The 24,522-nt window shown below is 63.8% G+C and carries 18 protein-coding genes; 12 read left to right on the top strand and 6 right to left on the bottom strand.

The window, feature by feature from the left end:
• Positions 1-2: 2 nt before the first annotated feature.
• From RQH14_RS04550 to ligD, 3 genes are all read right to left on the bottom strand, one after another.
• A complete protein-coding gene (locus RQH14_RS04550) occupies positions 3-896 on the bottom strand; it encodes a glucose 1-dehydrogenase (RefSeq protein WP_311212153.1) in 894 nt (297 codons plus the stop codon).
• Between the two features lie 143 nt (positions 897-1,039).
• Complete coding sequence (locus RQH14_RS04545; RefSeq protein WP_311212152.1) at positions 1,040-2,323, bottom strand: cation:proton antiporter; 1,284 nt, start codon at positions 2,321-2,323, stop codon at positions 1,040-1,042.
• 1 nt (position 2,324) lies between these two features.
• The gene (ligD, locus tag RQH14_RS04540) at positions 2,325-3,569 is read right to left on the bottom strand and encodes a non-homologous end-joining DNA ligase (RefSeq protein ID WP_311212151.1); all 1,245 of its coding nucleotides are present in this window, start codon (positions 3,567-3,569) and stop codon (positions 2,325-2,327) included.
• Between the two features lie 362 nt (positions 3,570-3,931).
• On the opposite strand from ligD, the gene RQH14_RS04535 reads away from it, so the two are divergent.
• Together RQH14_RS04535 and RQH14_RS04530 are read left to right on the top strand one after the other, a co-directional pair.
• The gene (locus RQH14_RS04535) at positions 3,932-4,282 is read left to right on the top strand and encodes a DUF3846 domain-containing protein (RefSeq protein ID WP_311212150.1); all 351 of its coding nucleotides are present in this window, start codon (positions 3,932-3,934) and stop codon (positions 4,280-4,282) included.
• A gap of 83 nt (positions 4,283-4,365) precedes the next feature.
• Positions 4,366-6,114 carry a pyruvate dehydrogenase gene (locus tag RQH14_RS04530; protein ID WP_311212149.1) on the top strand — a complete coding sequence of 583 codons (1,749 nt, stop codon included), beginning with the start codon at positions 4,366-4,368 and terminating at the stop codon, positions 6,112-6,114.
• A gap of 1 nt (position 6,115) precedes the next feature.
• On the opposite strand, the gene uvrA is transcribed toward RQH14_RS04530, so the two are convergent.
• Positions 6,116-8,638, bottom strand: a complete 2,523-nt coding sequence (gene uvrA, locus RQH14_RS04525) for an excinuclease ABC subunit UvrA (protein ID WP_311212148.1) — start codon at positions 8,636-8,638, stop codon at positions 6,116-6,118.
• Between the two features lie 64 nt (positions 8,639-8,702).
• Complete coding sequence (locus tag RQH14_RS04520; RefSeq protein WP_311212147.1) at positions 8,703-11,078, bottom strand: family 78 glycoside hydrolase catalytic domain; 2,376 nt, start codon at positions 11,076-11,078, stop codon at positions 8,703-8,705.
• Between the two features lie 111 nt (positions 11,079-11,189).
• On the opposite strand from RQH14_RS04520, the gene RQH14_RS04515 reads away from it, so the two are divergent.
• Positions 11,190-11,837 (top strand): TetR/AcrR family transcriptional regulator, encoded by a 648-nt coding sequence (locus RQH14_RS04515; protein WP_311212146.1) that lies wholly within the window; start codon positions 11,190-11,192, stop codon positions 11,835-11,837.
• Here RQH14_RS04515 and RQH14_RS04510 read toward each other — a convergent pair.
• Positions 11,834-12,658: an IclR family transcriptional regulator gene (locus RQH14_RS04510; protein ID WP_396136269.1), complete on the bottom strand. Its 825-nt coding sequence runs from the start codon at positions 12,656-12,658 to the stop codon at positions 11,834-11,836. The genes RQH14_RS04515 and RQH14_RS04510 overlap by 4 nt on opposite strands.
• 236 nt (positions 12,659-12,894) lie before the next feature.
• On the opposite strand from RQH14_RS04510, the gene RQH14_RS04505 reads away from it, so the two are divergent.
• The 9 genes from RQH14_RS04505 (at position 12,895) to RQH14_RS04465 (ending at position 24,427) form a co-directional block, all read left to right on the top strand.
• Positions 12,895-14,451, top strand: coding sequence for an ABC transporter substrate-binding protein (locus tag RQH14_RS04505; protein ID WP_311212145.1), 1,557 nt, complete (start codon positions 12,895-12,897; stop codon positions 14,449-14,451).
• Positions 14,452-14,506: 55 nt separating this feature from the next.
• Positions 14,507-15,460, top strand: coding sequence for an ABC transporter permease (locus RQH14_RS04500; RefSeq protein ID WP_311212144.1), 954 nt, complete (start codon positions 14,507-14,509; stop codon positions 15,458-15,460).
• The gene (locus RQH14_RS04495; protein WP_311212143.1) at positions 15,457-17,496 is read left to right on the top strand and encodes a dipeptide/oligopeptide/nickel ABC transporter permease/ATP-binding protein; all 2,040 of its coding nucleotides are present in this window, start codon (positions 15,457-15,459) and stop codon (positions 17,494-17,496) included. Before RQH14_RS04500 ends, RQH14_RS04495 begins: the two co-directional genes overlap by 4 nt.
• Entirely contained in the window at positions 17,493-18,500 is a 1,008-nt protein-coding gene (locus RQH14_RS04490) for an ABC transporter ATP-binding protein (protein WP_311212142.1), read from the top strand. The genes RQH14_RS04495 and RQH14_RS04490 overlap by 4 nt, the downstream gene beginning before the upstream one ends.
• A 42-nt stretch (positions 18,501-18,542) precedes the next feature.
• Positions 18,543-19,514 (top strand): alpha/beta hydrolase, encoded by a 972-nt coding sequence (locus tag RQH14_RS04485; protein WP_311212141.1) that lies wholly within the window; start codon positions 18,543-18,545, stop codon positions 19,512-19,514.
• 46 nt (positions 19,515-19,560) lie between these two features.
• Positions 19,561-20,553: an alpha/beta hydrolase gene (locus tag RQH14_RS04480; protein ID WP_311212140.1), complete on the top strand. Its 993-nt coding sequence runs from the start codon at positions 19,561-19,563 to the stop codon at positions 20,551-20,553.
• An 82-nt stretch (positions 20,554-20,635) separates the two neighbouring features.
• On the top strand, positions 20,636-21,493 hold the full coding sequence (locus RQH14_RS04475) for a fumarylacetoacetate hydrolase family protein (protein ID WP_311212139.1): 858 nt from the start codon (positions 20,636-20,638) through the stop codon (positions 21,491-21,493).
• Positions 21,493-23,217, top strand: coding sequence for an FAD-dependent monooxygenase (locus RQH14_RS04470; RefSeq protein WP_311212138.1), 1,725 nt, complete (start codon positions 21,493-21,495; stop codon positions 23,215-23,217). Before RQH14_RS04475 ends, RQH14_RS04470 begins: the two co-directional genes overlap by 1 nt.
• Complete coding sequence (locus RQH14_RS04465) at positions 23,195-24,427, top strand: DUF3500 domain-containing protein (protein WP_311212137.1); 1,233 nt, start codon at positions 23,195-23,197, stop codon at positions 24,425-24,427. Before RQH14_RS04470 ends, RQH14_RS04465 begins: the two co-directional genes overlap by 23 nt.
• Positions 24,428-24,522: the final 95 nt, after the last annotated feature.

Below are 24,522 nucleotides of genomic sequence, written 5' to 3'. Positions count from 1 at the left end.
GGCTAGGGCGTGGGGCTGCCACCGTTGACGTTGAGGGTTTCGCCAACTACGTAGCTGGATTCGGGCGAAGCGAGGAACACGTATGCCGGAGCAAGCTCCGCCGGCTGGCCGGCGCGGCCCAGGGGAGTGGAGTGTCCGAACTCCGGCAAGGCCTCTTTGGGCTGGCCGCTGCTCACCTGCAGCGGGGTCCAGATGGGGCCGGGTGCCACCGCGTTGACCCGGATGCCCTTGGGGGCGAGCTGCTGGGCCAGGCCCTTGGTGAAATTGTTGATGCTGGCCTTGGTGGTTGCATAGTCCACCAGTGTGGGTGAAGGGCTGTAGGCCTGGATCGATGTTGTATTGATAATGGTCGAACCGGCGGGAAGGTGGGGGAGCGCAGCCCTGGTCAGCCAGAACATGGCGTACACGTTCGTCTTCTGTGTGTGGTCAAACTGCTCGTCGGTGATGTCCGCAAGGTCTTCCTGTGCCACTTGCTTGCCTGCGTTATTGACCAGGATGTCCACCCCGCCGAGGACGGCGACGGCGGTGTCCACTATTTCCTGACATGTAGCGGAGTCTTTGAGGTCGCCGGGCACCTTGACGGCCTTGCGGCCCGCAGCTTCAATGATGCCGGCGATCCGGGCAGCATCTTCTTCCTCTTCGGGCAGGTAGGAAAGCACGACGTCGGCACCCTCCCTTGCGAAGGCAATGGCCGTGGCCGCGCCGATGCCCGAGTCCGCGCCGGTAACGATCGCCTTGCGCCCTTCCAGCCGACCGGTTCCGCGGTAGGTCTCCTCGCCAAGATCCGCCGTGGGCGTCAACTCTGCGTCCAGTCCTGGTTCGGGTTGGTGCTGCTTCGGCGGGGAAATTTTTTCGTAGGCGGTGACAGGGTTTCGGAACGTGTACTGATCAGTCATGGTGGTCCTCCTGTTGTCTACGGGAAACGTCTTTCGGTACAGCCGGCCATAAGCTAAGGAAGCTTATGAACCCACCCTAAGCATGCCTGAGCACATGTGTAAAACCTGTTGGCGGTTCCCTTCTGCCCGACGTTCGCGGCACCCTAGGTGCCGGAAGCGCCCGACGGCGGGAGGTCGCCGTCGTGCGTCTGTTGGGTTGGTGTCTGGTGGGTTGGTTGCGCACTGCTGTCGGACGGCAGTTCCGCCGCAGGGGCAGTTGTGTCCCTGCGTTGGAGCTCTCGCAGGGCCAACAGGGGGAACAGCAGGACGGAGAGCATTCCGGCACCTACAAGTGCGGAAGAGAATCCGCTGGTGATGAATCCGTGCTCCCGTCCGATGGTGGTCACGGCCACGATGATGGGCAGTCCCGTTGCCCCGAAGAGCAGGAGTGCCCGCTGATGGGCACGCGTCGAACCCCGGGGCGCTGCCAGCAAGGACGGCAGGCCGCGGATGACCAGCAGGAGGACCAGGAACAGCGGGACCAGGGCGAGCGTAGCCGGGCTGGACGTCAACGCCCCGAGGTCAAAATCAATGCCGGTATCGATGAAGAAGATGGGCACCAGGAATCCGAAGGCGACGGCATCGATTTTTGTTTCAATGACTCGTCGGTCAGCTTCGGGAGCACGCGCGATGGTTACCTGCCAGAGGACGCCGGCCGCGAAGGCACCCAGCAACATGTCCAGCCCCAGCACCATGCTCAGGACAACCAGGGAGCTGAGGACCAGCATGATGGACCGCATGGCGAATTGGCTGCTGGTGTGGAGGGTCCTGGTGACCTGGGCGTGGAAGAGAGTGTGCCGGGCCTTTGAAGCGAAGAAGATGGCCACGCCGGTCAGGAGGACAAATCCCAACAACACCACTGAGGCCGTTCCCACTTGCTTCCCGGTGAAGAACAGCGAAATCGCAATCAGGGGACCGAACTCGCCCACCGCACCCAGGGCTGCTACGGCAGTGCCGATGGGAGATTTGGATTCGCCGGCATCGCGGATGATGGGCAGGAGGGTTCCCAAAGCTGTGGAGCACAAGGCGATTCCGATGATCACGGCGGACTCCGGAGCGGGAGCCAAGACAAAGCCGGCACCAATTCCGGCGGCCAAGGAGATCACCCACCCTGCCGAAGCGCGTTTGATGGGACGCCCGCGGATTGCCCTGAAGTCGATTTCGTTCCCTGCCACGAAAAACAACATGGCGAGCCCGAAATCCGCCAGGGTGTCAGTAAAGGGCGTGGATTGAATCCATCCCAGCAGGCTGGGGCCCAGGAGGATCCCCAGGACAATTTCGAAAACAACGATCGGCACCTTGACCACGGGATCCAGGAGCCGAACGGCTATGGGGGCTACAACTGCCAACGCTGCGATGAGGACCAGTGACGCGGACAGGCCTTGCATGTCAGGCCCCGGGCCGTCCGGGCCATGTCTTGCCCGCCCACGGGTCGTAGTCGGCAAGCAGGTCCTCCTGCGGCGGGCGTTCGATCTCGGGAACGTGCTGCAGATTGACGCGAACCCTGTACCAGAGCGAGCTGGATCCCCTCATCCCGTCAATGAGGACATCTGCCGGGTGCAAAGCGGAGACGAGGCCCGGATGCTGTTCCTTCCATTCCTCCAGCGCGGCGAAGGCCTCTGGCTTTGTTTTGGTGCGGGCCACCTCGATGAGTGGCATCGTGGACATCCGGCGGCCTGATCCGTCCCCGCTCCGTGGAGCCTTTTCTGCCGGACCCAGCTCGGCAGCCAACGCCAGCAGCCCGTCAAGTGACCCCACGGCGTGGTCGATGCCGGCATGGGGGTCACCCACATCGGCATAACGGTCGGGGACGGTGAGGACCGTGAACTGGTCCGGCCGGGCTGAGCATACGTCAGCCCAGTTCAGCGGTGTCGAGACGCGGGCATCGGGGAGTGAACGGACCGAGTAGGCCGAAGCGACGGTGCGGTCCTTGGCGTTCTGGTTGAAGTCGACGAACACGCTCTCACCCCGTTCCTCTTTCCACCATCTGGCGGTGGCCAGCCCCGGAGCACGGTTTTCCACCTCCCGGGCCAGGGTTTCGGCGGCGAGCCGCACCTCGCGGTAAGACCAGTTGGGGGCGATCCGCACCAGGATGTGAAGCCCCCGCGAACCGCTCGTCTTCGGCCACCCCACCAGCCCGATGTCGGTGAGAACGTCCTGCGCGACGTACGCTGTGTCCACGATCTGGGACCAATCCACTCCCGGCATGGGGTCGAGGTCCACGCGAAGCTCGTCAGGGTGCTCCAGGTCCTCGGCGCGGACGGGGTGCGGATTGAGGTCAAGGCAACCAAGATTCACTACCCAGGCCAAGCCCGCAGCGTCCCGGATGACCGTCTCTTCAGCGGAAGTTCCGGAGGAGTAATGCAGCGTAGCCGTGTCGATGAACGGCGGATGGTTTTCCGGCACGCGCTTTTGGAAGAACGGCTCGGCATCAATGCCTTTGGGAAAGCGCTTGAGGACCATGGGCCGGCCCCCGGCTCCCCTCAGCGCACCTTCGGCCACCGCAAGGTAGTAGCGGACCAGGTCGAGTTTGGTCAGCCCGGGCTCGGGGAAAACCACCTTGTCCGGATTCGAGACACGAACCTCGGCACCGTCGATGTCGAGGATCTCCGCGGGGGTCTTGGAGGGGCTCATGCGGTCACGCTAGCAACGAACGACGGTCCCAGCCAGAGGAATCGAAGAAAAAGTGGTTCAATGCCGTTGCCGCGGCCAGCAAATTTACAGAACTGGCATTTAATTTAAAAGTAGGTATGGTGATGATAAAGGATCTACGAATGGAGTGATCGGATTGTCAGGAAAATCACCAAACGGAACAAAGTCGAAAAAGTCTGGAAAGACCATCTTGGAAAAGCGGGCAGAAAAGAGGGCAAAAGCTGAGGTTAGCGAAAATGTCTTCTCGAAACCGCGAAAGAACCAGCGGTAGCCAGGACAAGGCGAGTCCACGGAGGGCCTACCAGTCGTGATGGATTAATCGTTGAGGTTATGGAAGCGCATCAATGAAACAGAAAGTCTCGGCACTTATTGTGCCTGCGCGGATCTTCCTGCCAATTCATTTGGAGTGGATTGGGCATGATCTTCATTTCCGGCAAAAACTGGTAAAAGGAAATGTGGAGACAATCAATGGCAGAGGTTGGCATGTTTTCCTGAATGATGAGGCCAAGTTCATTCCCCTGCCCCTTAACCCGCGCGCAGAGGTGTTGATCCGCGAAGCGGGCCTCCGGATTGAGGACACCGTCAGTGGCGACGCAGTCTTTCTCGGCCATGCAACCAACGGTGAGGACACCTGCGTCCCGGAACACTTGTTGACCATGGCGGAAAGGCTTTTTGAGACCCGTTTGGCGGCCTAGCAGCCATCCAGCCGATGCAAAGGCAATCCGACTATATTTGGCCATGTCAGCCCACCACCATCCACTGAGGGAGTCTGCACACTATGGCCAAGGAACTCGCCACCCAGCTCGTTGAACAACTCCAGGCTGCCGGCGTGCAGCGGATTTATGGAATCGTTGGTGACAGCCTCAACCCGATCGTGGACGCTGTCCGCCAGACCGGAGGTTCGGCGAAGGGAGGCATCGATTGGATTCATGTACGCCATGAGGAGGCTGCAGCGTTCGCCGCCGCTGCGGAGGCGCAATTAACCGGCAAGCTCGCGGTCTGCGCGGGATCATGCGGCCCCGGCAACCTGCACTTGATCAATGGCCTGTACGATGCCAACCGTACTGGCGCCCCGGTGCTGGCCATCGCCTCGCACATCCCCAGCAAGCAGATCGGCAGCGGCTTCTTCCAGGAAACCCATCCGGACCGGCTGTTCACGGAATGCTCGGTGTATTCGGAACTGATCAGTACAGCGGAGCAGGCACCACGGGTCATGCACAGCGCCATCCAGAACGCGATTGCCCTGGGGGGAGTCTCGGTGGTCACCCTCCCGGGCGACATCGCCGGCCTTGAAGCCACAGCCCCCACGCCGGCGCCTGCCACCTTCCGTCCCGCAACGGTGGTGCCCGATCCTGAGAGCGTCCAGGACCTGGCCAGGGCCATTAACGACGCCGATAAGGTGGCTGTTTTCGCCGGAGCCGGCGTCGCGGGGGCCCACGGCGAACTCATGGCGCTGGCAGAGCTCATCAAGGCTCCCATTGGCCACTCCCTCCGGGGCAAGGACTTTGTCCAATACGACAATCCGTTCGACATTGGCATGACCGGGTTGCTCGGCTACGGTGCTGCAGCGGAGGGTATTGAGGACGCAGACCTGCTGATCCTGTTGGGCACCGACTTTCCTTATGATCAATTCCTGCCGGATACCCGGACTGCCCAAGTGGACCGGGCCGCGCAGCGGCTGGGCCGGCGGACCGACGTCGATATTGCGGTCCATGGCGACGTCCTCCCAACGCTTAAAGCGCTGCTGCCTCTGATCCAAGCGAAGAAGAACCGCAAATTCCTGGATCAAATGCTCAAAAAGCACGACCGCCTGATGAATAAAGCCGTGGGGGCCTACACCCGCAAAGTGGAGAAAAAGCAGCCGATCCACCCCGAATATGCTGCCTCCTTGCTGGATCAGGTTGCAGCAGAGGACGCCATCTTCACGGCTGACACCGGCATGTGCAACGTCTGGACCGCGCGCTACATCAACCCGTTGGGCACGCGGCGACTCATCGGTTCCTTCCTTCACGGCTCCATGGCCAACGCCCTGCCGCACGCGATTGGTGCGCAAGTGGCATATCCCGGCCGACAGGTGGTTTCGGTCTCCGGTGATGGCGGCCTGTCCATGTTGCTGGGTGAGCTCATCACCGTTGCCGCGCACAAGTTGCCCGTGAACGTAGTGCTGTTCAACAACTCCACCCTGGGCATGGTCAAGCTGGAGATGCTGGTGGATGGACTCCCTGACTTTGGTGTGGACGTCCCGGACGCAAACTACGCCGAAGTTGCCAAGGCGTTGGGCTTCCACGCAGTGCGCGTCACGGATCCAGCGGACATCGAGGCTGCCTACCGGGAGGCGTTTGCACATCCTGGACCGTCACTGGTGGAGCTCATCACCGATCCGAACGCACTGTCCATTCCGCCTAAGATCTCCGGATCCCAGGTCATTGGATTCGCTACTGCCATGTCCAAAGTGGTCCTGAACAGGGGCGCGGGCGAGGCCGTGAGCATGGCCCGCAGCAACCTGCGAAACATCCCGAGGCGCTGACTCACGGCCGGAGCGCGGCAGCGAGATACGGGGCCGTCCGGCTGTCCGTTGAGCTCGCGACGACGGCGGGCGGGCCGGTGGCGATCACCTTGCCACCGGCGTCGCCGCCGCCGGGTCCCAAATCGATCACCCAATCTGCGTCCGCCACCACGTCCATCTCGTGTTCCACCACGATCACGGTGTTGCCGGCGTCGACGAGCCTGTGGAGCTGTTTCATCAGCAACCGGACGTCAGCGGGGTGCAATCCAGTGGTGGGTTCGTCCAGCAGGTACAGGGTGTGCCCGCGCTGGACGCGCTGAAGTTCGGTGGCGAGTTTGATGCGTTGGGCTTCCCCGCCGGACAGCTCCGTGGCAGGCTGCCCCAACCGGAGGTAACCCAGTCCGACTTCCTTCAGTGTTTGCAGGCTTCGCGAGACGGACGGGAGATCTGAGAGGAACTCGGACGCTGTTGAAACGGTCATGCCCAGGACCTCGGCGATCGTCCGGCCGCGGTAGGTAACTTCCAGGGTCTCGGGGTTAAAGCGGGAACCGTTGCACTCGGGGCAGGGGCCGTAGCTTCCTGGCAGGAACAGCAACTCCACCGCCACGAACCCTTCGCCCTGGCACGTTTCGCAGCGGCCTCCGGCGACGTTGAACGAGAACCTTCCTGCGCCGAAACCCCGGGCCCGGGCTCCATCAGTGGCCGCGAATTCCTTCCGCACACCATCGAAAAGGCCCGTATAGGTGGCCAGGTTGGAGCGCGGAGTGCGGCCGATGGGCCTCTGGTCCACTTTCACGAGGCGATCGAGTCGGTGCAGTCCGGACACGGCCGCCGTCCCTGATGCTACGGCGGGCGCCCCGCTGACCGTGGACTCCGGATGCAGTTCAGCGCTGACAACATCGGCCAGCACCTGGCTGACCAACGTGGACTTGCCCGAGCCGGAAACGCCTGTCACAGCCGTGAGCACGCCCAAGGGAAAATCGACCGTTAGCCCGCGGAGGTTGTGCCGGGTGATTCCTCGAAGCTCCAGCGACTCATCCCATGAGCGGTCAGCACCTGTACCCGCCCTGCTGCCTTCGGGGAAAAGGAAGGGCCTGGTCACGGAATCCTGCACATCTTCCAGACCGCCCACGGGGCCGCTGTAGAGGACCTGCCCACCACCTTCACCGGCATGCGGTCCGACGTCCACCAACCAGTCCGCGGCCCGGACGAAGTCCATGTTGTGCTCCACAACGAATACTGAGTTCCCGGACGCCTTGAGCTGGTTGAGGACCTCAAGCAGGGGTTCGGCATCTGCAGGATGAAGCCCGGCGGACGGTTCATCCAGTACGTAGATGACGCCGAACAGGCCGGAGCGCAGCTGCGTGGCGATCCTGAGCCTTTGCATCTCGCCGGGAGAGAGCGTGGGTGTTGCGCGCCCCAGGGCCAGGTAGCCCAGGCCAAGTTCCAGGAGCACGGTAAACCTGGCGAGGAGGTCCCGGGTAATGGCGACTGCCACCTCGTTGCTTTCTCCGGATGTCTGGGTGCGGGACGCCGTACCCGCGGCGGTGAGCCCGGCGGTGGGCCTGATGATCTCTGCCAGTTGGGTCATTGGCAGGGCGTTGAGCTCTGCGATCGTCTTTCCGGCGAAGGTGACTGCGAGCGCGTCGGGCCTGAGTCCGCTGCCGTCGCACCGCGGGCATCGGCCGGTCTCCATGAAGCGCAGTACCCGGTCCCGCATGGTATTGCTCTTGGAGTCCGCGAGCGTGTGGAGGACGTAGCTCTTAGCGCTCCAGAACCGGCCTTTGTAGGGCTTGGCAACGCGGTCGCGTTGGGGTGTCACTTCCACCACTGGCTGTTCCTCGGTGAAGAGAATCCAGTTTCGGTCTTTCTTCGGCAGCTTCTTCCACGGTGTGTCCACGTCGTAGCCCAGGTGGGTAAGGATGTCCCGGAGGTTCTTGCCTTGCCAAGCGCCCGGCCAGGCGGCTATGGCGCCGTCGCGAATGCTGAGGGAGGGGTCGGGAACCAGCGATGATTCGCTGACCGTGTGGGCAACGCCAAGGCCGTGGCACTCAGGGCATGCTCCAGCAGCGGTGTTGGGGGAGAACGCGTCTGAGTCCAGTTGCTTGGCGCCTTGCGGATAACGTCCGGCCCGGGAGAACAGCATGCGCAGCGAGTTGGAGAGGGTTGTCACTGTACCCACGCTGGAACGTGCGGTCGCGGTGCCGCGACGTTGTTGGAGCGCGACGGCGGGGGGCAGCCCTGTGATGGTCTCCACCTTGGGGTTGTGGCCCTGTTGGATCAGGCGGCGGGCGTAGGGGGCCACGGATTCGAAGTAGCGGCGCTGCGCTTCGGCAAAGATGGTGCCGAAAGCCAGGGAGGATTTTCCGGAGCCGGAGACGCCGGTGAAGGCGACGATCGCATCCCTGGGGACGTCCACGTCAACGGCGCGGAGGTTGTTTTCGCGTGCTCCCCGGACCCGGACGAAGCCGTCCTCGGGTTCGGTGGACGGCGTTGCCGGCACTTCGGGAACGGGCCGCTGGGAATTTGTCAGTACACTGTCCATTGCTATGACTCTAGCGCCGTTCGCCGTCGGGCGCTGGGCTGCGGCTCTGCTTCCAGCCTCGGCGCTAAGGGGCTGGAATGATGAAATCGTGCCTTCCGGCAGGTGCCGGGTGTCTGGATCCATCCGGTAGTTGAACTGTAGCGGCAACGCCGCGGGGAATTTCCACCCGCAAAGTGAACTTCCCGCGCTCGATCTCCCATGCGCTGCTGATGCGGCCCAGCGTGGTCTCGACGGCGGCACGCGCCGATGTGATGCCTCCGCCTGGTTGTGGGGCGATGGTCACCGTACGGTAAGCCGTCCCCGTGGGCTCCGGGTGGTCAGGAAGGAGGAGGCCGGCGACGTGCGTGTACAGGAATGAACCCACTGCCCCTTTGCTGTAGTGGTTGAGGGATCCGCGGGCTCCGCCGCGGGTGATCCCGTCCCACCACTCCCACATGGTGGTGGCGCCGACGTCGAGCATTCCAAGCCAGGAGGGGGTGCCGTTGGACAGCAGCAGTTCGTAGGCTACGTCGAGGTAGCCGTGGTCGGCGAGGGCGGGCAGGAGGAGGCCGGTGGCGAGGAACCCGGTGCCCAGCCGGTTTCCGTTGCTGCGGATGAGTTCCACCAGCCTGGCCGCGGTCAAGGTCTGGGTTTCGGGCGGAACCAGTCCAAAGGCCAGGGCCCGCACATAGTGGCCTTGGGACTCTTCGCTGAGTCTGCCGTGGCCGTCCAGGTATTCGGTTTGCCACGCGGTGAGGACGTGTGCGGCCAGGGTGGCGTAGTGGGATTCGGCGCCGAAGTCTCCCAGTACTGAGGCGGTCCTGGCCAGCAGGGTTGCTGACCGGAACAGAAATGCGGTGGCGACGATCCCGTGGTCCCTGGAGGGATCGGGATTCGGTGGAGTGTCCGGCTCAAGCCACTCGCCAAAGTGGAATCCGGTGTCCCACAGGTACTGTTCGTGCGGCAGGGGAGTTGGGCGGGCTGCCGCGCGATCAGGGTGGCGGCCGGCCGCAGCCTCTCTGGCAGAGTAATCAACCCAGGCGCGCATGGAGGGAAATGCCTCCGCCAGCGCTTCCCTGTCGCCGTAGGCGCGCCACAGGGACCATGGAACCAGTACGGCAGCGTCACCCCAGCCTGCTGATCCCGTGGCGAGGTCTTCGAAGACGTTGCCCGATGGACCATCCCCGGCGGGATTCGGGATGACGGTGGGTACGCGGCCGTCCTGCCACTGGTCAGCTGTCAGATCACGCAGCCACTTGGTGCTGAAACCTGAGACGTCGAACAGCAGGGCGGCGGTGTCCACGAAGACCTGCCAATCACCGGTGAAGCCTGATCGTTCGCGCTGAGGGCAATCAGTGGGAACATCGCACGCGTTGCCCCGGAAGCTCCACAGGATGGCGTTGTGAAGGGCGTTCAACCGGGGATCGCTGCATTCAAAGGTTCCGGTGCGGTGGAGGTCAGTGTGGACCACCACAGCAGTGATGTCGGCGGAAGAGAAGGGGCCCGCGCTGCCTTCAATCTGGACATACCTGAAACCGTGGGTGGTGTGCCGTGGTTCGAAGACATCACCGGTACGGCCGGCCGAGATCACGTGGTCCACTTGGCCGGCGGGAAGTGCAGTCTTGCTGGCGAAATCGAAGGCCTGGATGTTCGTGGTGGATACCTGGCCAGTCCCGTCCAGCACTTCACCGTGCCGGAGTGTGATGCGCGTGCCGGCAGGGCCCAAATTGCCCAGCCGGACCCAGCCATTGATGTTCTGCCCGAAGTCCACCACCATCAGTCCAGGCTCGGGTGTGGCAATACTGGTGGGACTGAGGTGCTCAAGGCGGCGTACAGGGGGTGCAACCGGCCGGATCAGCCGTTCCCGGTGGTCGTAGAGCCCGCCGTTGCGGACGATCACCGGAAGCCAGCCCTCCGTCGTCGTGCTTTCCTCCAGAAAGTGGAAGCGACGTAGGTCCACTGACTGCCCATCCATGAGATCCGCCTTGGTGATGTGGCTTTCGATTGATTGCCATGTCCCGTCGGTTGCTGCCAGGACCCCTCCGGCGCAGGCAACAGAGGCGAGAAACGCGGTCTCCGTGCCAAAGCCGTCCGCCCTGCGTTCGAAGCCATGGCGGCCGCGGAACCAGCCGTCGGAGAGCAGCGCAGAGATGGCGTTGACTCCTTCGTCCAGGAATTCGGTGATGTCCCATTCCTGGACCTGGAGACGCTTGCGGTAGGAGGTGAAGCCGGGGGTCAGTTCCTGGTCGCCCACGCGGCTGCCGTTGATGAACAGCTCGTAGATGCCGTGGGCTGTGGCATGGACTGTCACCTGTCCGTGGTCTGGACGCCAAACGAAGCTGCTGCGCAGCCAGTAGGCCGGGCGATTGCCCGGCTCGGCGGGCGTGCCTTCCCGGGGGGAGATCCAGGACGCCTGACGCAGGGCCTCGCTGACGGAGGAACTGAACACATGGTCAATCAAAAGGGGACTCCTCGGGAGTTTGGCCTGAAGGGGACGTTTGGCCCATGGTAGGTCATAAAAACAGTGTATGCACTGTTTTTAATTATCAGCGCCCAAAGCTACGCTGAGAACGTGCGAACACGGCGGAAATCGGGGAGTTATGAAGTTGGGCGGGCCAAGCGTGCCGAAATCCTGGATGCGGCCACGCGGCTCTTCGCGACATCCGGCTACCACAAGGTGCCGTTGTCGCAGGTCGCTGCCGACGCAGGCCTCAGCGAAAGTGGCCTGCTCCACCACTTCCGTTCCAAAAAGCACCTGCTGCTCGGCGTTGCTGAGCGGCGTCTCGAGCAGACAGCACAGTGGTGGAGCTCCCAGCGGGAACAGAACTCTGATGACCCTCTGGAGGTCTTCACCACCATGGTGGAATCCACCCGCGCTTTGCTCAGGGAGCCGGGGCTCATCGAGCTGTTCGTGCTGGTTTCGGCAGAGGCGGCGGATTCGTCAACCCCGGCGCACCAGCTCTATGCCACCTGGTACGAGCGGGCGGTGGGGGAGACCGCCCAGCTCCTGGCTGCCGGCGTCGAGCATGGCTTCCTCAGGGCAGAAACCAACGTCAATGGTTGCGCCCGCGAGATCATCGCCGTGAGTGACGGGCTGCAGTTGCAGTGGGTGCTTTCCGGGGGCGAACTTGACTTGGTGGCAGCTATTCGTGACTACGCGCGAAGACTCGCGCTGGCGCTCCTGACACCCGACCATGCGGCCAAGGCCGAAAGCCTCTAGCGCATCCGCACACTGTCACTCGGCCCGGCGTTGTAGCCGAGGTTTCGCGAGACGGCCCTGGCCGTCGCCTGCACGGCCGGCGCCATGACGTTCGGAGGGGTCGCGCCGTCGGGAACCACGATCGACAGTGCCGCCACTACCAGTCCGTCTGCCCCAAAAATGGGGGAAGCGACCGAGACTGTCCGCGAGGGCGCCGTGCGGCGGATCATGGCAAGGCCGGTCCGCCGGACGTCGGACAGCGTTCGCCTCAACTGGCCCTCCGGCATGGAATCCACCCCCACTTCAACGTCCGGCGGCTGGTTGATGACTGCTTCCTGGAACGCGGCGTCGGCCCCTGACAGCAGGACCAAGCCCACCGCCGTCGACCTCAGCGGCGCGCGTCCACCCACGCGGTAGGCCACCTCGGTTGCCTCTTTGGAGGAGAGCCGTTCAATCAGGACGGCTTCGTTCTTGTCCCTCACGGCCAGCAGCACGTGATGCCGCGTGACGGCGAAGAGGTCCTCAAGGTAGGGCAGCGCAATCTCGCGCACGCCGTGGCCGCGGGGCGACAATGATGCCACCTCCCACAGCCGGACTCCCACTACGTAGCGGCCATCCTCAAGTCGCTCCAAGGCGCCCCACGCCACCAGCCTCGCGATCAGGCGCAGGGCGGTGGGGGCCGGCATGTCCGCCAGCCTCGCCATGTCGGAAAGGGTCAGAGCACGACGGCGGTCGCTGAAGACGGCGAGCAGGCTCAGGGCGCGGTCTATGACGGGTTCGCCCTGTTTGGGGCGTTTTCCCCGCTGCGGTTTTGCGGCGCCGGCGCCATCATCTGCCAACAATGACCTGAATCCTTTCAAAGGAATGAGTGACCTCCACCACAATACTGTTTCAACCAATGGAATTCACATATGGCCGGATGCGCCCTGCCTATGACCCTTGAAGAAGCCGGTTACCGGAAGCCATCTGACGAGAGGGCGCCGACGGATCGGCCCGGAGAGGTCACAGCCGACCTCCTCCAGGCCGCCGGTCCCACATCTCGACTCACGATTCCACCACGAATGCGAAGGCGCAGCACATGAATCTCCTCACCTCACCTGCACGTCGGAGCGCGGCCGTCCTGGCAGGCGCGCTCCTCTTGGGATCCCTGACGGCCTGTGGTGGCGGATCTGCCGCCACGTCCACTGTGGACAAGAGCACGCTGACCATCGCAACCGACAGCGACAGCGCATCGTTCGGCTATGACCCGTTGCGGGTATCGGACGCCCAGCGGCAGTTCTTCGAAGGCCTGTACGAGAACCTGATGACCCTGCAGCCTGATGGCAGCGTGGGCCCTGGCCTGGCCAAGGAGTTCAGCTACAACGCGGACAACACCGTCCTCACCTTGACGCTCAAGGAAGGAGTGACCTTCACCGACGGTTCCACCTTGGACGCCGCTTTGGTCAAGGCCAACCTCGACCGCCGCAGCGACACTGCCCTCAGCGCCTACTCGGCCGTTGCCAAGGGTGGCGCGCAGGAAATTGCTTCCGTTGACGTCGTGAGCCCCACCCAGGTAGCCATCACCTTTGCCAAGGCCCAGCCCGGTTTCGAAAAGAACCTCACCTCCACGTTGGGCATGATTGTGGGCAAGAACGCTGTCACTGACACCGCCAGCCTGGCCACCACCCCGGACGGTTCCGGCCCTTACACCTTGGACAGTGCCACCACCGTCAAGGGCAACAAGTACGTGTTCACCAAGAACGAGAAGAACACGGACGCGTCCAAGTATCCCTACAACAAGATCACCTTCAGCGTCATCATGGATCCCCAGGCCCGGGCCAATGCGCTGGTATCCGGCCAGGCGGATGTTGCCTCCCTGACCTCGCCTACGGTGGACTTCGCCAAGTCCAAGGGCGTTGGCGTCTCCCAGATCGGAGGCACTGTCCAGACCATGATCTCGTTCGACAAGACAGGCAAGACCGCACCGGCCTTCGCAAGCGAAAAGGTCCGCCAGGCATTCCAATACGCCATCAACCGCAAAGCTTTGGTGGACGCCCTCCACAAGGGAGACATCCCTGCCTGGAACGCACTGCCCAAGGATTCCGCAGGCTTCACTGAAGAGCTGAACACCACCTACGCCTACGATCCCGCCAAAGCAAAGAGCCTGCTGGCGGAGGCCGGCTACGCCAATGGCTTCGACTTCACCATCATCGCCAGCGCCCAGACGCAAACCGATCTGCAGGCAGTCCAGAAGGACCTGGCCGCGGTCGGGATCACCATGAACGTCAAGCTGGCAGCATCCACGGACGAAGCCTTCGCCGCGGTAGCCACCACCCCGCTGGGTTACGCCCCACTGGGTTGGGACAACCCGGTTGGGCTCATGTATGGAGCAATCCTGAGCGGCTTCACCAACGTCCAGAAGGCCACGGATGATCAGCTGAACGCGGCCACAGCCGAGGCCGCAGCAGCCAAGGACGATGCCGCCAAGAAAGCCGCATTGACCAAGGTCAACACCCGCTTGGTGGAGTCCGGTTGGATGATCCCGCTGTACGAATCCCTCACCAACCAGGGCTACAACACCAAAAAGGTCCAGCAGGTGAAGTTCGCCGGTACCAACGTGTACCCGCTGCTCTCCTCCTACGCACCCACCAACTGATCCACCGAACAGGCCGGACGCCACGTCCTCAACGGATTGGCGTCCGGCCCGACCAATGGAGGTCACCATGGCAATGTTTGCCACCAAGCGCCTGTTGATGGCGCTTGCCACCGTCTTGGTGGTGGCGGTGCTGGCATTCCTGCTGGTCCACGCCATGCCAGGCAGCCCCGGGGCAGTGTCGTTGGGAGCCGGCGCCTCGCAGGATGCCATCAACCAGTTGAACCAGTCCCTCGGCTGGAATGATCCGTTGCTGGTCCAGTTCTTCCGCTGGCTGGGTGATGCCGTCCAGGGCAACCTGGGAAACTCCTTGATTGATGGCCGGTCCATCACGTCCGATCTTGCCAACAGGCTTCCGGTGACTGCCTCACTGGCCGCCGGGGCCACCATCCTCAGTGCCGTCTTCGGCATCGTCCTGGGTGTCACTGCTGCCGTAAGGGGTGGCTTCCTGGACCAGCTCATTGGCGGTTTTGTTGGACTTCTGGTGGCCCTGCCCGCTTTCTGGATCGGCGTCATCTTCGTCTATCTCTTCGCTGTCCAGTCCTCGATCTTCCCGGCCACCGGCTACGTTCCCTTCGAGGTGTCACCACAGGACTGGGCCATGTCCCTGGCACTCCCGGTGATCACCCTGGCGGTGGGCGGTGCAGCGTTCATTGCGCGGCAAACCCGGGCGTCGATGCTGGAGGCCTTGCAGCAGGAACATATCCGGACACTCCGGGCCACAGCCACTCCCACCTGGAAGATCCTGTACGTCCACGCCCTGCGCTACGCCAGCCTTCCGATCGTGGCAGGCATTGCCCTGCAGTTCATCGGCCTCTTCGGCGGCTCTGTGATCGCTGAACAATTGTTCGCGATGCCGGGCCTTGGACAAGCCGTCCAGACCTCCGTCAGCACCCACGACGCCCCCGCCGTTCAAGGGGTCGTGGTCATCGCCACCGTGGTTGTCGTCGCCGTCAACCTCGTGCTTGAACTTGCCACCAAATTCCTTGACCCCAAGTTGCGTGCCTCATGATTCCCACCCTTCCTGCAACTCCTCCCGCCGCCCTGCGTAAGACCGTACGCACCAGGCTCTCCGGGCACCGCCTTCTCGCTTCCCCTGCCGGCGTTGCCGGCACGCTGTGGTTGGCCGCCATGGTGGTCGCCTCACTGACAGCACCGTGGTGGCTGCCCTTCAAAACCGAAGACCAGGACTTTACCGCCGTCCTGTCCGGTCCCACGGCTGCCCACTGGTTGGGTACTGATGAATTGGGCCGGGACATCCTGAGCCGCATCTTCGCCTCAGCAGCCGAAACGTTGGGGACCTCGTTCATCACGGTGATTGTCGGCGTCGGACTCGGCACCCTGTTGGCCCTGGCAGCGGCAAACAGCCACCGCGGCGAGGGCATCATCAGCCGCGTCACCGAAATCATGATGTCCCTGCCCGGCACCGTCATTATTCTTGCCGTCATCGGTGCGGTGGGTACCAATATTCCGTTGATCATGGCGATTCTTGGTGTGCTCATTTCTGCGGGTATCTACCGCGTCATGCTCGGCCAAGCGAAATCGCTGCAAAACCAGCTGTACGTTGATGCCGCCAAAGTCGACGGACTGAATCCGCTCGCCATCAGCGTCCGTCACGTACTGCCCGGGCTGGCAACCACCATCGTGGTCCAATCCGCGCTGATTTTCGCCGTGGGCCTCCTGATCCAGGCAGGGCTTGCGTTCATCGGGTTCGGCCCGCCGCTCCCGCAGCCCAGCTGGGGCGGAATGATCCAGAGTGCCTCGCAGCACGTCTACGACGCCCCATGGTTGATGGTTCCCACAGGCGTGGTGCTGGCACTGACCGTCTTGTCCGCCAACGCCATCGGTAATGCCTTGGGCAAGGCCCCCAACGCCGTTGCCTCGCATTTGCCCTCAGCGGCCATCCGCCGCAAACGCTCTGCCCAGGCAGCCGCCGCGGCGGCAGCAGCGCCGGGGGTGGAAAACCCGCCCGCCACGGGCCGGCTGAGCGTCCGCGGACTCTCTGTAGGGGTCGACGGCGGAACGCCGCTGGTCACGGACGTCTCCTTCGACGTCGAACCCGGCAGTGTCCTGGGCCTTGTTGGAGAATCGGGCTGCGGCAAAACGATGACCGCGCTTTCTCTGATGGGGCTGCTGCCGTCCGGCGTGGCAGTCACCGGCGGCCAGATCCTGTGGAACGGCAAAAACCTGGCCGCCGCCACGGACAAGGAGCTGGAAGGCATCCGCGGACGCGATATTGCCCTGATCTCACAGGAACCCATGCGCGCCCTGGACCCCATGTTCACTGTGGGCTACCAGCTGACCTCAGCGATCCGCAGGCTCCGGTCTGTCGGCCGGGCCGAGGCCAAGATCGAGGCCCTGGGCCTGCTGGAGAAGGTGGGCATCGTTGACGGTGAGCGCATTCTGACAACGTATCCGCACCAGATCTCCGGCGGCATGGCGCAACGTGTTGCCATTGCCCTGGCCTTGTCCGGGAAGCCGCGCCTGCTGGTGGCTGATGAGCCCACCACGGCGCTCGACGTCACCGTCCAGGCGGAAATTCTCTCCCTGCTGCGGTCCCTGGTGAAGGACACAGGAATGTCCGTGGTGATGGTGACCCACGACCTCGGCGTTGTTGCCGACATCTGTGACCAGGTAGCGGTCATGTACGCCGGCGAGGTGGTGGAAAACGGGCAAACCGCCACCATCCTGGACAATCCGCGGCACCCCTACACACTGGCCCTCCTGGCGGCGGATCCACACGCCAATACCGCCCACGACATGCCTGAACGCCTCGCTACCATCAAGGGCCAGGTTCCGCAGCCCAAGGATTGGCCAACCGGTTGCCGGTTCGCAGCCCGATGCCAGTTCGCCGGGTCAGCATGCCAGGTGCCCGTTCCCCTGCTTTCCTCAGGATCCGGCGAGGGCAGGGTGCGGTGCGTCAAAGCCGACGAACTCGCCATGGAAGGCCTCGGGTGGGTGGCCACGGACGTTCGTTTGGAGCACGCGGTCCCGGCCGAAGTTCCTGCCCGGCACCGCTTGGACATCATCGAAAAGGACATGGCATGAGCATCGAAACTCCACTCCGGCAATCCACCGGGACCACGCTCCGCCAGGAGCCCATGCTCGAGGTAAAAGACCTGGTGGTCCGATACGGCCGCGGCAGGAAAGCAGCCTCCGCACCTCCCGCCGTCGACCATGTCAGCTTCACTATCCAACCTGGCGAAACCGTGGGGCTGGTGGGCGAGTCCGGGTCCGGTAAGTCAACCATCGGCAAGGCGATCCTGGGACTGCAGAAGGCTACCGGCGGCAGCGTGGCATTCCAGGGGGAGGACATCACCGCTGCCAATCCTTCCCAGCGCCGCGCCATTGGCAGCGAGCTCCGTGCTGTCTTCCAGGACCCCAACTCGTCACTGAATCCCCGCAAGACCATCGGAGCGTCCCTGGCCGAACCCTTGAGGGTCCGGGGTGTCCAGGCGGCTGACGCCCGGGCCAAGGCGGAAGACATGCTGGAACGCGTGGGGCTCCCACGTGAAGCAGTGGACCGGTACCCGAGCCAGTTCTCCGGCGGCCAGCGGCAGCGCATCTCCGTGGCCCGGGCCCTGATCTGTGAGCCAAGGCTGGTGGTCTGCGACGAAGCCGTCAGCGCCCTGGATCTCTCTACCCAGGCACAAGTGTTGAATCTGCTGGCGGACCTCCGGGACGAGCGCGGCCTGAGCTACCTGTTCATTGCCCATGACATCTCCGTGGTCCAGTTCCTCGCCCAACGGGTGGTGGTGCTGTACCGGGGACAGGTGATGGAGTCCGGCCCGGTATCAGAGGTGACGGAGAACCCGAAGCACCCGTTTACGCAGGCCCTGGTGGCAGCCTCGCCCGTACCGCGTCCCGCGGAACAAGCGGAGCGGCGGGCTGTCCGGGAATCGCTGGGCGTCCGTACTGCCGCGGCCGTCGCGGCGACTCCGGGTGGCTGCCCGTTCCGTCAGCGCTGCCCACTGGCCACTGAACTCTGCGCTACCGAACGTCCGGCTCTGCGCCGTGTGGGCGATTCGGATGTCGCCTGCCACTACGCCTGAAAAACTTCCCCATGCTTAATCCCCATACATAAGGAGCCACCCATGACACTTCAGACCACAGCTGCTGCCGAACCACGCCGCATGCCCGCGCCGCCGCCGTTCCCCGCCTATCAGGTTCCTGGCACGCCCCAGGAGGTGTCCGAGTACTCGCTGGTGCACCGTGAACTCAACTACGCCATCGCTGTGGGCTTCCGCCGCCTGTCCATGGATGTGTGGTTGCCCAGGAAGACGGGCGACGGCCCAGTTCCGCTGGTGGTCTGGATCCATGGTGGAGCGTTTCAGCTGGGGGACCGCCGGGAGCTGCCACCCACGTTCACCCCGGACTCGGTGTTCCGCCTCCTCAACGAAGCGGGTATTGCCTGTGCCACGGTGGACTATCGGCACGCCCTGGAAGCGCCTTTCCCGGCCCAGCTCCACGACATCAAAGCGGCTGTCCGCTATCTGCGGCAGTACGCGGACGTCTTCGGCATCGACGCTGAAAGGATCGGTGCCTGGGGCGAATCGGCAGGCGGCCACCTGGCGGCCCTCCTTGGGCTCACCGGATCCCGCGACGACCTTGAGGGTGGCCTGGGCGCCCAGGGGCAGTCCAGTTCGGTCACCGCCGTGGTGGACTTCTACGGCATCTCATCGCTCACCCATGTTCAACGGAGGCAGGGGGTGGAGGAATTCTTGAACGGCCCCTTGGTGGCGGCGGTGCCTGAGGGTGCTTCGCTCGACCCCGGCACCATGTTGGTGGGAGGCACGGCAGATCCGGGCCTTTTGGATGCTGCCAGCCCCCTGGGGTACGTCACGGACGAAGCTCCACCGTTCCTGCTGGTCCACGGCGACAGCGACGGACTGGTGCCGCACTCTCAAAGCGAACTGCTCGCCGGCGCCTTGGAGCGGGCAGGGGTTCACCATGATCTCGTCACGGTTGAGGGGGCGGACCACTGCTTCTTCTTCGCCGAAGACCAGCTGGACGGGATCCTGGAAAGGTCGGTCGACTTCTTCCGGCGTGAACTCCGGAACGTATGAGCCTTGGTACTGGGTTGGGTGCGTTGATGACAGCACGGCGGTTTCAATGAGTGAAATCACCAGTTCAGGTCCGGGCGCCGGTCAGGCACCCTTGGAGGAACAAGCCGGGACATCGAGGATCCGGCAGAAGCAACAAAGGGAGTCGACGATGACGGATGGTCGCGTGTTGAAGGGCCTTGAATTCGCCCGCACCGGCGACGACGGATCCCGCCCGCTGTTGTTGGATTTGTACCTGCCGGACGGTTCGTTGGGGCCGGGCGGTCCGGCCGCCCCGGACAGAGCCAAGACCAGGCGACGTCCCGCCGTCGTCCATTTCCACGGTGGAGGCTGGCGCGTCGGTGAGCGTTCATCGCTGGGACCGGTCTGTGACGGTTTCGGTCTGAATCCCTTCGAAAGGCTGACGGAGGCCGGATTCGTGGTGGCTTCCGCTGACTATCGCTTGAGCGACGAGGCCCCGTTCCCGGCCCAGTTACATGATGCCCAGGCCGCGGTGCGATGGCTCCGGAACCATGCCGACGAGTACGGCGTGGATCCCGTCCGCATTTATGCCTGGGGCGACTCAGCGGGTGGCCATCTTGCCAGCCTGGTGGGGCTTGTTGACGGATCCACTCACAACGGTGGGAGCGGTGTCGCCGCAGTTGCGGCCTGGTATCCGCCCACGGACCTGAACCATATGGGGGAGCAGGCGCTGTCCAACGCCGTGGCGAAGGCCAGCGATCCCGGCTCCCGCGAGGAGTTGCTGGTGGGCGCCGTCCTGGCCGAACACCCGGACCTTGCTGCTGCAGCGAGCCCCATCAGCTACGTGGGACCCGACGCCCCACCCTTCCTGCTGATCCACGGCACAGCGGACCGTTTTGTTCCCGCGGCCCAGTCGCAATCCCTGGCGGGTGAACTGCAGAAGGCGGGCACCGACGTCGAACTTCTCCTGTTGGAGGGGGCTGACCACATGTGGTCCCTTCCGGACGGCAGCACGGCGGCGGCCGAAAAGGCGCTGTCCGCCACGGTCTCGTTCTTCCGGCACCAGGCCGGCCTCCCGTAATTTCTCCGGCAAGAAGCATTGGGGCTCTTTTGCCGTGCCCTCCTACCAACAACCGCCTCCGGGCGAAGCTGAAAGGCCCACCATGCAGTACATAGGTATCAACCACGACGACGGTACTTGGGTTGCCGCCCTGAGCGGCACCAAAGTCTTCCCGCTGGCGTCCATCACGGACTTCTGGGCCGACGCAGTCCGGTGGCAGGAGAAAGCTCCGGCCATCATCGCTGATGTTGGCTCCGGGCATGAGCGGCAGGACGTGATCGAGGTGCCGCTGGTTCCGGCATCGGCACGCGTGATCTGCGTGGGACTCAATTACAGGGCCCATGCCGCCGAAGGCAGCTACAAAGATGTGGAGTTGCCGCCGTATCCCACGCTGTTCGGGCGATGGACGGCCTCGCTGTCCGTCGGTAACGTGCCGGTGCCCGTGCCGGGCGGCGAAGCCGGCCTCGACTGGGAAGGCGAAGTGGCTGCCTACATCGGCAAACGCGTCGAGTCCGTTGACGAGGCCACCGCGGAAGACGCCGTCTTCGGTTACTCCACGTTCAACGACCTCACCGCCCGCCGCGCCCAGAAACTCACGTCCCAATGGACGCTGGGCAAGAACGGCGACTTCACAGGACCGCTGGGCCCCTTGGTCAGCAGGGATGAGGTTGGCGATCTGCGGGATGGCCTCCAGGTCCGCACCCGCGTCAACGGAACCGAAGTGCAGAACGGCAACACCCGGGACATGATCTTTTCTGTCCCGGCCATCATTTCCTTGATCAGTGAAACCTTCACCCTGCACCCGGGGGACATCATTGCCTCCGGCACGCCTGAAGGCGTGGGATACGCCAGGTCACCTCAATGGCTCCTGCAGCCAGGTGACACCGTTGAGGTCGACATCGAGAAACTGGGTACCTTGGTCACCCCTGTCGGCGAACCGTTCCTCCGGGCGAGGGCCTGATGGGCGCCGACCCGAACGCGCGACTGGAGGACCTGCCGGACCACGTCCCCGTCCTGATCTCCGGTGGCGGGCCCAGCGGACTGTTCCTGGCCCTGGACCTCGCCCAGCGCGGGATCCGGAGCCTGGTCATTGAGCCACGCACCACCATTGACCAGGACCGTCCGCGGGCAAAGACCACCAATGCCCGGACCATGACGCATCTGCGCAGGATCGGGCTGTCTGCGGCACTGCGGGCCGCTGCTCCGCTTCCCGTGGCGTACGCGCAGAACGTCATTTTCTGTTCCTCGCTGACTGGCCGGGAGATCCGGCGCTTTACCCACGCCTTCCAATTGGAAACGGGCCGCTACGAACCTCAACCGGAATGTGGTCAACAAGTGCCGCAACCAGTGCTGGAGTCAGTGCTTCGGGATGCAGTAGCTGCCTCCCTGCATGCCACAATGCTGACCGGTTTGAGGGTTGAAGACTTCCTGGCTGGCACAGGCGGCGGACAGCTCGTCACCGTCAGCGACAGTGACGGCAACCTCGGAACCGTTGAGTGCACCTATCTGGCTGCAGCCGACGGCGGTTCGTCCACCGTCCGCCGTGGCTTGGGAATCCGCCTCGAGGGCGGATCGGCAGCGCTGTCCAACATCAGCATCCTGTTCCGCTCCACCGACCTCGCGGACACCATCACTCTTGACCCGGCGGTGCAGTACTGGGTTCTTGGCCCCCGGACGGCCGGCATGGTGGGCCGGATGAACTTGGACAGGACGTGGTGGGCCATCATCCAGGGGGTGGACGTTTCAGCCGGTGGCCAGGACGTGGATCCGGTGGCATTGGTCCGGTCACTGGCAGGGGCCGACGTCGATGTCGACGTGATTGCCACAGATCCTTGGACGGCACGGATGCTCCTGGCTCCCAACTACGGCCGGGATGGGGTGTTCCTGGTGGGCGACGCAGCACACCAGAACCCTCCGTGGGGTGGCCACGGATTCAATACGTGCATTGGCGATGCCGCGAATTTGGCCTGGAAGATTGCCGCCGCCTTGGAAGGCTGGGCCGGGCCGGAGCTGTTGGACAGTTACGGCCTGGAGCGGCGGCCAGTGGCGCAACGAACCATCAACGACGCCGCGGCCAACGGCAAGGCACTCGCATACCACTTTGCTGATCCTGCTTTGGAAGTTGAAGGAACAGCCGGCGACGCCGCGCGGGCAAGCGCCCACGAAGCCCTTGGCGTTAAGCAAAGCGAGTTCGATTCACTGGGCCTTGTCCTCGGCTACTCCTACATAGGGTCCCCGCTGGTTGTCCCGGATGGATCGCCCGTACCGGCCGAAGACCCCATCCGCTACGTCGCCTCGGCCACACCGGGTGCGCTGCTTCCCCACGCATGGCTGGAGGGTGGCAGCTCCATCTATGACGTTCTGGGTCCCGGATTCACGCTGCTGGTGGACTCTGGTTCATTGGCCGGCGCCGCCACTGAGGACATCTATGCCCCTGTTCTGGCTGCAGCTGCCGGCCAGGGCGTGCCGCTGACCGTGCTGGCCATCCGGCCGGGCAGCAGCGGCACGCCCATGTCAGAGCTGTGGGCTGCCGACGCCGTCCTTGTCCGCCCTGACCAACACGTTGCCTGGCGCGGTTCGTCTGCTGACGCTGCGGCACACGCCGTGCTCGTCGCCGCGGGCTGGAGCCACCCCGCATCACTCACAACCCAGGAGGCCGCACATGTCGACGCCGTCCTTTCGTGACTCCCTGTACGCGCCGGACCATCCCCGGGTGGAGAAACTCCGGAGACTGGATGCACGCTCCTACGCTGAGGCCGCCAAGGAAGACTCTTTCGCAGGGCCCATGATCGAAGGCTGGAAGAAGCTCTACCCGGCGCCATTTGTGGGCGTGACCAGTGACGGCACCATCCGTGAAGGCTTGTTTCCGCTGAGTGAAGCCCGTCCCGGCGAGGAGGCTCCGACGTCGGACATGGTGGCCGCTGCGGACAAGCTGTTCGCGTTGCTGGGCGCGCCGCAGCGCGAGCGTATCAGCTACCCGGTAGACGCTCTCGAATGGCAGAGCTGGGCCAACCCGGAATTCATGCAGCATGACACCGGCCTTCGTCTGGAGGAACAGGACTCCGCCGTCCGTGACGCTGCCCTGTCCCTGGTGAAGGCCAGCCTCAGCCCCCAGGGCTATGAATTGGCGCGGAACCTGATGAGAATCAATGGCTTCCTGGGTGACTTGGTGGACCTGCCTCTCCTCATGAATGAGTTCAGCTACAACTTTGCCCTCTATGGCACGCCGTCCGAATCCGAGCCGTGGGGCTGGCAACTGTTCGGCCATCACTTGGCATTGAACTGCTTGGTGATGGGGACCCGAATGGTCATCTCGCCGGTCTTTTTGGGTGCGGAACCGAATGTCATCGACGACGGCCCGCACCAAGGCGTGAAGGTCTTCAAGGAACGCATCCACCTGGCCCGGGAACTCATGGCGGCCCTGCCGGAGGCGCTCCGTGCCGAGGCAGTGATCTTCGAGCACCTGCAAGACCCTGCCATGCCTGCAGGACGGCTGCACCCGGGAGACGAACGGCATCTGGCTGGATGCTTCCAGGACAACAGGGTCATTGCCTACGAGGGCATCCCTGTCAGTTCCATGCCTGCCCCGGCGTTGGCTTTGCTGGAAGGGGTGGTGGACGACTCCATCGCCTATCTGCCGGCGGGACCCAAGGCTGCACGCCTGCGGGAAATCCGGGAGCACTACGCGGAAACCTGGTTCTGCTGGATCGGCGGCTGGCAGGGTGGGGATCCGTTCTACTTCCGCATCCAGAGTCCCGTGGTCATTCTTGAGTTGGATCACCACTGCGGCGTTTTCCTCGGTAACGACCAACCTGCGCCGTTCCACATGCACAGCGTAGTCCGGACTCCCAACGGCAACGACTACGGACGGGCGCTGGTACAACAACGCGGCTAAGACAGCACCGCACCCACTCAACGCCACAACGCAGGAGGCCCGGATCCTTGGAAAGGATCCGGGCCTCCTGCGATGTGCTTGCGTTGGGCTGGACT

This window comes from Arthrobacter sp. WCS2018Hpa-7 (assembly GCF_031843805.1).
Taxonomy (GTDB): domain Bacteria; phylum Actinomycetota; class Actinomycetes; order Actinomycetales; family Micrococcaceae; genus Arthrobacter.
The sequence above is the reverse complement of the archived record's forward strand: the minus strand, read 5'-3'. Positions and strand labels throughout refer to the sequence as shown.